The organism is Parahaemophilus parainfluenzae (assembly GCF_001053575.1).
Taxonomy (GTDB): Bacteria; Pseudomonadota; Gammaproteobacteria; order Enterobacterales; family Pasteurellaceae; genus Haemophilus_D; species Haemophilus_D parainfluenzae_S.
This window is the reverse complement of sequence record NZ_JVSL01000009.1, coordinates 68514-80856: the sequence shown is the minus strand read 5'-3', so window position 1 is coordinate 80856 and position 12343 is coordinate 68514. Positions and strand designations below refer to the sequence as shown.

Annotated in this window: 12 protein-coding genes; 5 read left to right on the top strand and 7 right to left on the bottom strand. The window is 39.2% G+C overall.

Annotated features, from left to right (window positions below; all coding sequences use genetic code 11):
- Positions 1-323: 323 nt before the first annotated feature.
- Positions 324-1145, top strand: coding sequence for a DUF5718 family protein (locus tag AC979_RS00610; RefSeq protein ID WP_049372438.1), 822 nt, complete (start codon positions 324-326; stop codon positions 1143-1145).
- Positions 1146-1188: 43 nt separating this feature from the next.
- Here AC979_RS00610 and birA read toward each other — a convergent pair whose 3' ends face one another.
- A complete protein-coding gene (birA, locus tag AC979_RS00605) occupies positions 1189-2103 on the bottom strand; it encodes a bifunctional biotin--[acetyl-CoA-carboxylase] ligase/biotin operon repressor BirA (RefSeq protein WP_049372437.1) in 915 nt (304 codons plus the stop codon).
- Positions 2104-2236: 133 nt separating this feature from the next.
- On the opposite strand from birA, the gene guaB reads away from it, so the two are divergent.
- The 4 genes from guaB (at position 2237) to AC979_RS00585 (ending at position 6678) form a co-directional block, all read left to right on the top strand.
- The gene (gene guaB, locus AC979_RS00600; protein WP_049372436.1) at positions 2237-3700 is read left to right on the top strand and encodes an IMP dehydrogenase; all 1464 of its coding nucleotides are present in this window, start codon (positions 2237-2239) and stop codon (positions 3698-3700) included.
- Between the two features lie 65 nt (positions 3701-3765).
- A complete protein-coding gene (locus tag AC979_RS00595) occupies positions 3766-4095 on the top strand; it encodes a hypothetical protein (protein ID WP_049365428.1) in 330 nt (109 codons plus the stop codon).
- Positions 4096-4108: 13 nt separating this feature from the next.
- The gene (guaA, locus tag AC979_RS00590; protein ID WP_049372435.1) at positions 4109-5668 is read left to right on the top strand and encodes a glutamine-hydrolyzing GMP synthase; all 1560 of its coding nucleotides are present in this window, start codon (positions 4109-4111) and stop codon (positions 5666-5668) included.
- Positions 5669-5745: 77 nt separating this feature from the next.
- A complete protein-coding gene (locus AC979_RS00585) occupies positions 5746-6678 on the top strand; it encodes an AEC family transporter (protein WP_014065153.1) in 933 nt (310 codons plus the stop codon).
- Positions 6679-6699: 21 nt separating this feature from the next.
- Here the strand turns inward: AC979_RS00585 and AC979_RS00580 are convergent, their stop codons facing one another.
- From AC979_RS00580 to fbpC, 6 genes are all read right to left on the bottom strand, one after another.
- Positions 6700-6945, bottom strand: coding sequence for a YgjV family protein (locus AC979_RS00580; protein ID WP_014065152.1), 246 nt, complete (start codon positions 6943-6945; stop codon positions 6700-6702).
- A gap of 122 nt (positions 6946-7067) precedes the next feature.
- Entirely contained in the window at positions 7068-7397 is a 330-nt protein-coding gene (locus tag AC979_RS00575) for a branched-chain amino acid transporter permease (RefSeq protein ID WP_049372434.1), read from the bottom strand.
- Positions 7394-8119: an azaleucine resistance protein AzlC gene (gene azlC, locus AC979_RS00570; RefSeq protein ID WP_049372433.1), complete on the bottom strand. Its 726-nt coding sequence runs from the start codon at positions 8117-8119 to the stop codon at positions 7394-7396. The genes AC979_RS00575 and azlC overlap by 4 nt, the downstream gene beginning before the upstream one ends.
- Before the next feature lie 9 nt (positions 8120-8128).
- The gene (locus AC979_RS00565; protein WP_049372432.1) at positions 8129-9058 is read right to left on the bottom strand and encodes a LysR family transcriptional regulator; all 930 of its coding nucleotides are present in this window, start codon (positions 9056-9058) and stop codon (positions 8129-8131) included.
- A 114-nt stretch (positions 9059-9172) separates the two neighbouring features.
- Complete coding sequence (locus AC979_RS00560; protein ID WP_049372431.1) at positions 9173-11128, bottom strand: site-specific recombinase; 1956 nt, start codon at positions 11126-11128, stop codon at positions 9173-9175.
- 143 nt (positions 11129-11271) lie between these two features.
- Entirely contained in the window at positions 11272-12324 is a 1053-nt protein-coding gene (gene fbpC, locus AC979_RS00555; RefSeq protein ID WP_005696376.1) for a ferric ABC transporter ATP-binding protein, read from the bottom strand.
- Positions 12325-12343: the final 19 nt, after the last annotated feature.

Below are 12343 nucleotides of genomic sequence, written 5' to 3'. Positions count from 1 at the left end.
TATGAATTTCTAGTTAGCACCTATTAAGACTTCAAAATTAAAAAATATTTTTAAAACAAGTCAATCAACAAGTGCCCACACAGATTGTCTGATATATTGTTAAAGAGCAAAAAAGAACGACGCACTGGTTTTTCTTAAGATTCACAACAGCGCGTCGTTGTGTGGGGCGTATTATAGGACTTTCAGAATTCTTTGCAAGTGCTTTTTTATAAAAAAATTCAATTTTTTTACTGTCTGATGGTTTAATCATCAAAGCGAATTGTCTTTGTTCAACATTCAAGGTAAATTACCCCAAAAAGAGTAAGCAATCTAATGAGGTCTTTATGAATTTTGAACAAATGATTGGTTTCGGTGTAGCCGGAAATTTTGCGGGACATTTGGAACAAGCCGGCGAGGCGGCTGATTTCACTCAAGTAAAAACAGAAAATGCCATTCAACCCAAAGCGATTTTCCCGTTTTATGTGCCAAGCGAAAAAGCCGGCTTTCTTTCTACCTTTCCTTTAAGTCACAATCAAATTAATTTTCCACAAGGTGCTGATAATCTGCAAATTGAGCCTGAAATTGCACTTATTTGTGATCTAATCTATAAAGGAAAGCAAGTTGAGAAAATTATTCCGCGCTATTTTGCAGCCTATAATGACTGCTCTATTCGTCGTCCTAATGCGAAAAAAATCTGTGAAAAGAAAAACTGGGGAGCGGCAAGTAAAGGTATTTCATCAAAACTTATTCCACTTTCTTCCTTTATTAAGGGAAGTGAAATTGATCAATATCGTATCGCTTGCTTCCATAAAAGAAATAGCGAGCTCAATACGTATGGTATTGACAGCTCCGCTATCGGTTATAGCTATTTCCACCAACAATTATTAGATTGGATCGTCGATAGAATGAATAATCAACCCGATGAGGGACCAATGAATCATATTGCTTCTTTATTAGAACAAGCAAACTATCCGAAACAGGCTATTATTAGTATTGGCGCCACCCGTTATACCGAGTTCGGTGAAACGCATTTCTTGCAACCTAATGATCTCAGTATTGTTGCTGTGTATAACGGTGAAAAATATTCTGCAGAGGAAATTGAGAAAATGGCAAGAGATGAAAAATTTGCAGATGACATTTCAGCGCTTATTCAGAAAGTGGTTTAGCATACATATATAAAGTGCGGTTAATTTTGACCGCACTTTTTGTTTACTTCCTTCTTAAAGAAACCTCTCCGGCATTAAAATACCGCTCGCCTTCATCGGTTATGACTTTTAAATAACCGCGGTTGTCAATCCCCTGCTCTATACCAGAAATCGCGCCTTGCTCAGTAAAGACGTTCACTTCATCACCAAAAAATTCATTATGGTTTATCCATTGTTGCATAAATTCCTCATCAATGCCCTTTTCTTCAAATTGAGCTAATCGAGAATAAATACGTTGAATCACTTTAATAAGGATCTTTTCACGATCTATATCTGGATCCTGTTCGGTTAGCTGCGCATACGGCTGACTAATTTCGGTTGATTGTGGTAATTTTACATTGATCCCAATACCAACCACTAAATTAAGCAACCCATTCTTGTGATTGATGATCTCCACCAAGATACCACCAAGCTTTCGACCTGAAAGCAAAATATCATTTGGCCATTTCACTTTTGCATTTAACGCTTCAGCAATGGCTAAACCAATCACCAAACTTAATCCATCCAATGCTTTTTTAGGATCGATAGTCCAATAAAAACTGAAAATTAACTGCCCTGCAAACGGTGAAAGCCATTGGCGACCACGACGTCCCCGCCCTGCTGTTTGATATTCTGCCAAACACAAATCACCTTTTTTTAATTGGTTAATTTGATTCGTTATAAATTCATTTGTTGAAGAAATGGTTCGATGATAATACACGGAATAAGGTGAAAGTGCGGTCGAAATTGCTTGCGGATTTAATAACGGCATCTCTGGCACAAGCTGACAAACATTATTTTCTTCTTGAATATTTAATCCCACCTCTCGCAGTAATGCTATCTCTTGCACTAATTCATCTGAATCTAATTTTAAAAACGACATCAAATCTGACCGCACTTTAGGTTGGCAATCAGACAAACAATCCAATAATGATGGCATATTTATTCCTTCTTATAAAAACCTTGGCAAATCTTACCATAAAAGCGAAAAAATTCATTTTCAAGCACATGAAAAATCTGTATAATCCCGCCGCAATATTTTTTAACACAATTCTTAACAGTGAGATATTGCCATGCTTAGAATCAAACAAGAAGCTCTGACTTTTGACGACGTTCTACTCGTCCCCGCTCATTCAACTGTTCTTCCGAACACAGCTAACCTCTCAACTCAACTCACCAAAGAAATTCGCTTAAATATTCCTATGCTTTCTGCTGCGATGGATACTGTCACAGAAACCAAATTAGCGATCTCTTTAGCACAAGAAGGTGGTATCGGGTTTATTCATAAAAACATGACGATCGAACGCCAAGCGGATCGTGTTCGTAAAGTGAAAAAATTCGAAAGTGGTATTGTTTCTGAACCTGTGACTGTTTCGCCAGATTTAACCCTTGCAGCACTTGCTGAAATGGTGAAGAAAAACGGCTTCGCAGGCTACCCTGTTGTAGACGGTGAAAACAACTTAATCGGTATCATCACTGGCCGTGACACGCGCTTCGTAAAAGATTTAAGTAAAACTGTTTCACAATTAATGACGAAAAAAGAAGACTTAGTCACCGTAAAAGAAGGTGCAAGCCGTGAAACAATTTTAGAATTAATGCATCAAAACCGCGTAGAGAAAGTGCTTGTTGTAGATGATGCTTTCAAATTAAAAGGCATGATCACCGTTAAAGACTTCCAAAAAGCAGAACAAAAACCAAATGCATGTAAAGACGAATTCGGTCGTTTACGTGTCGGTGCGGCTGTCGGTGCTGGTCCAGGTAACGAAGAACGTATTGATGCTTTAGTGAAAGCTGGCGTAGATGTGTTGTTAATCGACTCTTCTCACGGTCACTCTGAAGGTGTGTTACAACGTGTTCGTGAAACGCGTGCAAAATATCCAAACTTACCTATCGTTGCGGGTAACGTCGCAACAGCTGAAGGTGCAATCGCATTAGCTGACGCAGGCGCAAGCGCGGTGAAAGTAGGTATTGGTCCTGGTTCTATTTGTACTACTCGTATCGTAACCGGTGTAGGTGTGCCACAAATCACCGCTATCGCAGATGCAGCGGCTGCATTAAAAGAACGTGGTATTCCAGTTATCGCGGACGGTGGTATCCGTTTCTCTGGTGATATTGCAAAAGCTATCGCTGCAGGCGCAAGCTGTGTGATGGTTGGTTCTATGTTCGCTGGTACTGAAGAAGCGCCAGGTGAAATCGAACTTTATCAAGGTCGTGCGTTTAAATCTTACCGTGGTATGGGTTCATTAGGTGCCATGGCGAAAGGCTCATCAGACCGTTATTTCCAATCTGATAACGCGGCAGACAAACTCGTACCAGAAGGTATCGAAGGCCGTATTCCATACAAAGGTTACTTAAAAGAAATCATCCACCAACAAATGGGTGGCTTGCGTTCTTGCATGGGCTTAACTGGCTGCGCAACCATCGAAGAATTACGCACGAAAGCAGAATTCGTCCGCATCAGTGGTGCGGGTATTAAAGAAAGCCATGTTCACGATGTAACTATTACTAAAGAAGCGCCAAACTATCGTATGGGCTAATTGATAAAAAGAGCGGTTTATTTAACCGCTCTTTTGAAATATTTTAGGCAACTAAAAGGACTGAAATGAAAAAACTAGCATTACTCATTCCGTTTATCATATCAAGTTGTGCGCTTTTCGGACCAACTTATACGGGAGAAACAACGGCAAGTTCTTTACTAAAATCAGATACTGAACGTAATATCAATCTGGCTTTTAGAGCAATCCATAATTGTACGCCAAAACAAATTCATACTCAGATCAATGATGCAAAAATTAACCCTAAAACATCTACTGTTGATTCAGCATATGAAACTTGGACAGTAAAAGGCTGTAATCAAACTGAAGTATTTAAAATTAAATATATCAGCGATGGTCAAGGTGGAACCTACATCAATATGACCACGTCAAACTAACATAAGGTAAAAAATGACAAATATCCACAACCATAAAATTCTGATCCTCGACTTCGGTTCACAATATACTCAACTGATTGCGCGTCGTGTGCGTGAAATCGGTGTGTACTGCGAACTTTGGGCATGGGATGTGACTGAAGAACAAATCCGTGAATTTAATCCAGATGGTATTATCCTTTCTGGTGGTCCAGAAAGTACCACTGAAGAAAACAGCCCGCGTGCACCTGAATATGTATTTAACGCAGGCGTGCCTGTCTTGGGTATTTGTTACGGTATGCAAACAATGGCGATGCAACTTGGCGGTTTAACTGAAACCTCTGATCATCGTGAATTCGGCTATGCATCGGTTTTAATGGATAATCCGACCGCACTTTTCGCTCATTTAAATGATGGTGACAGCAAATTGGATGTATGGATGAGCCATGGCGATAAAGTAACTCGTTTACCTGAAAACTTCCAAGTTACCGGTACGACTCCAACCTGCCCAATTGCCGCGATGTCTGACGAAAATCGTCGTTTCTACGGCGTACAATTCCACCCAGAAGTGACCCATACTAAAAAAGGCTTGGAATTATTAATGAATTTCGTGGTGAACATTTGTGGTTGCGAAACCAAATGGACAGCAGAAAACATTATCGAAGATGCCGTTGCTCGCATTAAAGAGCAAGTGGGCGATGATGAAGTGATTTTAGGTTTATCTGGTGGTGTGGACTCTTCTGTGGTTGCATTACTTTTACACCGTGCTATCGGCAAAAACTTACACTGTGTATTCGTGGATAACGGTTTACTCCGCTTACACGAAGGCGATCAAGTAATGGAAATGTTTGGCGATAAATTCGGCTTGAACATTACCCGAGTTGATGCGGAAAGCCGTTTCTTAGGTGAGCTTGCAGGTGTATCGGATCCTGAAGCAAAACGCAAAATTATCGGTAAAGTATTCGTGGATGTATTCGATGATGAATCGAAAAAACTCACCAACGTGAAATGGTTGGCACAAGGCACGATCTACCCTGATGTCATCGAATCTGCAGCAAGCAAAACCGGTAAAGCACATGTGATTAAATCACACCACAACGTAGGTGGCTTACCAGACTATATGAAACTTGGCTTAGTAGAACCGTTACGTGAATTGTTTAAAGACGAAGTACGTAAAATCGGTTTAGCATTAGGCTTACCGGCTGAAATGATCAACCGTCACCCATTCCCTGGTCCAGGTTTAGGCGTGCGTGTATTAGGCGAAGTGAAAAAAGAATACTGCGATTTATTACGCCGTGCGGATGCAATCTTTATCGAAGAATTACGCAACAGTGGTTGGTATGAAAAAACCAGTCAAGCTTTCAGCGTGTTCTTACCGGTGAAATCTGTTGGCGTCATGGGCGATGGCCGTAAATACGATTGGGTTATCTCACTACGTGCGGTAGAAACCATCGATTTTATGACCGCACATTGGGCGCATTTACCTTATGATTTATTAGGCAAAGTGTCTAATCGTATCATTAACGAAGTGAATGGCATTTCCCGCGTCGTGTACGACATTAGCGGAAAACCACCAGCAACGATCGAATGGGAGTAACCTAAATCAATTTAAAGGGCAAATTATTTTGCCCTTTTCTTCTTTTATAACAACAACTTCTCTCATCAAAATTCACTATGGATATCGCATTTTTACTCGGCACTAAAATTATTGAACTGACACTCATTGTACTTATTGGTTATGGGTTGGTTAAATCAAAATTATTAAAATCTGAAGATAGCAAGACGCTTTCCGTTATTGGGCTTTATGTCATTAGTCCAGCGGTAATGATTGAAGCCTTTCAAATTGATTACACGCCTGAAATCTTGCAAGGTTTACAGCTTTCACTGCTTATGGCGGTGTTTCTTCAGGTTATTCTGATTATTATTGGCAGTCTGTTAAAGCGCCTATTAAACCTTGATCCTATTGAACATGCCACTTCCATTTATTCCAATTCTGGTAACTTAATTATTCCGATTGTGATGTCGTTATTTGGCAAAGAATGGGTCATTTACGCCAGCTGTTTTATTGTGGTGCAAACCTTTCTATTTTGGACGCATTGCCGTTTGATTATTGTAGGAAAAGGAAATTTATCCTTGAAGATGATTGCCAAAAACATCAATATTTGGTCAATTCTCGTCGGAGCATTTTTATTTGCTTTTCAAATAAAATTACCAAGTATTATCAATGGTACACTCTCTTCGATTGGCTTGTTTATTGGTCCGAATGCCATGCTTGTTGCGGGTATGCTGATTGCGGCAATTCCTTTACGGAGCATCGTATCATCCAAACGCATTTATTTAGTCACACTTTTGCGCTTGTTACTTATTCCGATTGCATTATTGGTATTAATAAAACTGATTGGGTTTGTACATTGGGCTGAAAAAGGGGAAATTATTGTGTTGATTAGCTTTTTAGCAACCACGAGCCCATCCGCTTCAACTGTGACACAAATGGCGGTGATTTATAACAATAATCCACAGAAAGCCAGCGCCATCTATGGTGTAACGACGCTACTTTGTATGTTTACTATGCCACTGGTGATTGCCTTATATCAAATATGGGGGTAAATCGTGGAAAAGTGCGGTCAATTATTTAAGCACTTTTGATGCCGGCTGCTCTTTTTTCAAACGATAAAGTTGATATAAGTTAACGAAAACTAAGAATGCGTTTAGAAGCGCAACTGGATAAGATTTGATGATCAAACTGTAAACGACAAAAAGTACCGCTCCAATTGCATTAACAACTCTCAAGTGAACAATCGATTTAAATAAAAAAGACGCGGCTACAAAAAATGTTGCCAAATAACCTAATAATTCGATGAAATTAAATTCCATAAATCTCTCCGTCAACAATGATTGGAGGCGGCATCATAAAAGATTTTGGAATTGAGGAAAAGAGGCGAAATAAAGGCAACCGATTGCAATATCAAGAAATTTTTATTTCGCTCAACATTCGCTTAGATAAAGACTTTTTGCACTAAAAACATATAAAAAATTGTGCCTGCCGAGATAGAAAGAAACATGTTCTTTTTCCAGAAATGTAACCCCAATACCAAAGCTCCCGCAATAAAATCGGGCAAGCCGTGATAACTACTCAACACATCCACATTTTTATAGCAATACACTACTAACATTCCAAACATCGCGGCAGGTAATACTTTACCTAAATAACGAACATATTCCGGAATCGGACGATTGGCGGGAAAGATCCAGAAAGGTAATAATCGGGTAAATTGCACGCACAAAATACAAATCACAATGGTAATAATCTGTTCCATCAATGTCATTTTAGTGCCTCCAATTTAGATGAAAGTTTAGGACGTCGTATCGTTAATAGAATCCAGATACTGATTAGCGTTGGCACTAAAAAGTGTTCTTTCCCCACAATTAACAGAGATGCAAAAGCTACGCCTAAACCTAACAATGAACTTTCGTGAGATTTTTCTTTTAGCCAGTTTTCGGCAAAGATTACAAGGAAAAGTGCGGTCATAGCAAACTCTACGCCTTTTAAATCAAAAGGTAGGATTGAACCAAATAGGTTGCCTAATCCCGCACCGACGACCCAATAAACGTGCAGATAAAAACTAACAAAGAACATGTACCAGCCTTTATCTAAATGATCGGGGATTTTCGCCATATAGTTCAGGGAAAAACTTTCATCTACTAGAGTACTAATTAAATACCAACGTTTTTTCCCAATTTGAGCACCATATTTTTCTAGCATGGAAATGGCATAAAAAATCTGACGACCACTTACCATCAGCGTAACTAATGCGACACTTAAAGGCGAAAAAGGCATGACTAATGCTGCAGCAGCAATAAATTCAACGGAGCCCGCATAAATGAGTGCTGCCATTGCAACAGGGAACCAAACACCGAATCCAAGTGCTTTCATGTAAATGCCATATGCAATGCCTAAAAATAAAAAGCCGGCAAGCATTGGCATGCTGTAAGGAAATGCCGCTTTTGCTGCGGCTTTGATGGGATTTTCTGTCACCACTTCTGACATATTGACCTACTACAACTCTAAAACAGACAAACCAGGTAAGGTCGAAAAACTTTGTGCTTTTACTGTTTGATGGAAATCTTCGATATAAGCTAAATTGGCATCTTCTTTACGAATTGCTGCATAAAGGTTACTGTACAACCCTTCTTCTGTAATTTTGCGTGCCACTACATATCCTTTTTCTAAATAAGGCAAGGCAGCCCAATAAGGCACGGTAGCAATACCCCGACGACTCGCCACTAACTGGATCAAGGCGATCGTTAGCTCTGTCGTACGACGTGGCGGATTAATACCTTTCGGTTTCAACACTTGACGATATAAATCTAACATATCATCAGGCACGGGATAGGTTACCCAAGTTTCCTCAGCAAAATCTTCCGCCTGCCAAACCTCTTTATTCGCTAATGGATGATCTTTAGAGCAAATCCCCACCATTTCATAAGAAAATAGTGGTTTAAACAAAACATCATCATTTTGTTCAACGTCTGACACAATCGCCCAATCTGCACGATGAGACAATAACAATCCTACAGGATCAGTATGGAAACCTGAGACGATATCCAATTCCACTAGACTCCAATGCTGACGAAACTCATCCATCGCTGGCATTAACCAGTCGAAACAAGTATGACACTCTACTGCAATTCTTAACTGCCCTGCATCACCGTGTTTTACGCGTGCGAGCTCACGTTCTGCATCAATCACTTTCGGAAGAATTTCATTAGCAAGACGAATCAAACGATCGCCTGCAGCAGTAAAACGCAATGGATTACTTTTACGCTCAAAAAGAGGTAAACCGAATTGCTCTTCCATTAACTTAATTTGATGAGAAAGTGCCGATTGTGTTAAATAAACACGTTTTGCCGCCATCGAGACGCTGCCCGTTTCCTTTAAAGCAAGCAAGGTTCTTAGGTGACGAAGTTCAAGAAATGTGGGTTTCATTAGAATAATTCATAAAGTTATAGCATTAGATGAGCAACATAATAACGCAAATTAAATTTGCCGAAAAGAAAGTGCGGTCAAAAACGTTGATATTTTTGACCGCACTTAAGACGATTATTTATCTAATTGAACGGGAAAAAATAAGCTCAATGGTCGTTTTTTCACAATTTGACAAACTTCATGCCAAATTGCCCACCAGCTGTCAATTTCCGTATTTAAAGAGCGCAGTGCGACCCAAAGTGTCAATGAAAAACTGACCATTAAATTCACTAAACCAATCAGCAACACAAAAGCAATGCATTGTAAAAAGAATGGATAGGCAAATTGTCCACTGACTGCACTATATCCTAAATTCGCTGATGAAAATGCAACATGACGAATATCTAACGGGAGATGAGTTAAATATCCCACTAAACCGGTAAGCCCAAGTAACATACCAAAACAGAAGTTACCAATAAGCGAACCATAATTCTCATGCATATAATTAGCAAATTTAACGCGAGACTTCTCAGACATCAATTTTTTTAATAACGGATGTTGTGCTAAACGCATGCGCATATTCAAATAATTGCTACGATTATCAAAATAGCCAGAAATAATTCCGGAGCAGAATAACCATACACCTGCAATAGCTGCGAACCATAAAGAACCATCTAAAGGATCAATACGGTGTAATTGATAGGCTATTTTCTCTGAATTCATCAATGGCTCACCTGTTTGATGTTGATAAACAAAAGCAATTAATGCCGCTAATCCCATAGCAACTACTACATTGCCTAAAACGGCCACGCTTTGGGAACGAAATACATCCACTAATAACTGGGCTAATTTCATATTTAATGTTTTGCCTTGTGGATTTTTCTCTACTGCCTCAGCAAAACGAGCAGCTGTCATGGCTGGCTGTTTGGTTGCAACCGTGAAATGCAACATAAAGATCACCATAAAACCGAAGCCGTAATTTAAACCTTCGGCAAGACTTTTCCAGACTTTATCATCAATAATGCTGCCTAAATAGGTTTTAAATAACGCCATTAGTGCAATCAATACACCACCACCTGCCGCAGAGTAAAACATTGCCCAATACTCTTTTTTATCTCGAGTAATGTAATGCTCGCCATGATCGCCCGCATTTTGGGTAATGCTACGTGAAATTAATCTTGAGCTTTGTTTCCATAATCGGGTGATGCTATGTTTTTCTGCTGCTGCGCGGGCAAAACAGCCGGTTAATAACAATATTCGACGCGGTAAATAGCGATTTGAAACAAAAATTGCCATCAACGTTTCTAATCGTTCTAAGGTCTGAGAAAGACGCTCCAATAAATACGCTGTATTTAAGGAAGACCCCACTACTGCCCCACGTTTCTGTAAGCCAATAATCAATGCCTTACATTGATCAAACATTACCTGTAAATGGCTATCATCAAAATCTATTGATTGGCGACGCGCCGCTACCCAATCAACCACCTCATGGTGTAAAGCAACAAAAGGTGAATCCGCATTCAACAGAGAGGGTTCCATTCGCATCAGCTCAGGATCCATATCTTCAGCTGCAATCCAAATTGAAAGCATCTCAATGGCAAATAACCCTTCACTTTCAATATGATTTTTTAAACGTTCACGATCTTTTTGTTCTGTATAACGGGTTAAAACGCCAAATACGCCTCGCCACGTTTTTAATGGGACTGCATCAATCCAGCGTGCATCATTTTTATCGCTAAATAATAAATAAAAAATATCACGTAAATCATTAATATCTTTAAAAGAAGGATTAAAACGCTCATAAATACGCGTTTTCATTTCTTGCCCAAAACCGCCACGCGTAAGAATACCACTACTAATAAACAACGGGTAAAGGCGTAAACCACATAACCAACCACATAATAATTTCGAAACAGAACAGCCTAATTCTTTATCGTTCTTTAAGATAAACTTAAATAAATGTAAGGTTGGAGAAATTTTTTCTGTAGGGCTACTACGTAATAATTGACACAGCCCTTCCACAAGACCAAAGGCATCATTTTCCTCGACTTTATTACGCAAAAATTGCGGTAAAGTATCAGGTTTTATCATGCTTTCCTCCAGTAATCGTTTATATTCAAAGGGTAGTATTATACAGATCTGTTAGGAAAAATAAAATGAAAGGAAAAGTGCGGTCAATTTTGAAAGGGTTTTAAAAGAAAAGGCGTATGCTTCCATACGCCTTTAAATTGGTATTATTTCTCTTTCTTCAATAAGAAAATACCTTGTTCAGAGAAATTCACATAAGCTTGTTTGAGATCAGCATTGAAGTCTTCTGGTTTGGTGTTAATGAGCAATTCTTTGCCTGCCCAAATTGCCACCACTTCCCAGTGATTTCCCATATAGACTGCACTCTTGATTTCACATTGTTGTGCTGCCTCGCCTTCTGCTTTTAAGTAAATTGCTTCAGGACGTACGCCTACTAAGCATTCACCATCTGGTAAATTGAATTGTGCCGCATTGCTTAATGGTAATTTGTAGCCATTTACGTCAATGGTGTTATTTTCCAATTTACCTTCAAAGATGCTCGATTCCCCCATGAAGTTTGCAAGGAATAAAGAGTTTGGACGCAAATAAAGCTCTTTTGCCGGTGCTTTTTGCATGATTTTACCTTTATTCATGACAATAACTTCATCGGATACCGCAAATGCTTCGGTTTGGTCGTGAGTCACATAAAGCGAGGTAATACCTAAACTTTGTTGTAATTCACGGATTTTTTCACGCATAGAACGACGTAAGTTTGCATCTAAGTTACTTAATGGTTCATCAAAAAGTAATACTTTCGGTTTTAACACTAACGCACGCGCTAAAGCGACGCGTTGTTGTTGACCACCTGAAATCTGATCCACAAAACGATCTTCAAAACCTGCTAAATCAACTAACTCTAAGGCTTCTTTTACACGTTTAGCGCGTTCTTCTTTTCCCACACCTTGCATACGTAAACCATAGCCCACGTTATCGCCAATGCTCATATGTGGGAATAAAGCGTAAGATTGGAATACGATACAAATATCACGATTTTGAATAGATGATTTGGTTACATCTTCACCATCGATAAAAATTTGTCCTGAAGTTGGGTTCTCTAAGCCTGCCACCAAACGTAACACAGTGGTTTTACCACAACCAGATGGCCCTAATAAGGTCACCATAGTGCCACGTTTAATGGTTAAATCTAAATTATCAATGACTGTGGATTTACCAAAAGATTTAGTGATATTTTTTAATACTAAGAAATCATTATTACTCATAATATTTACCTACAACTTA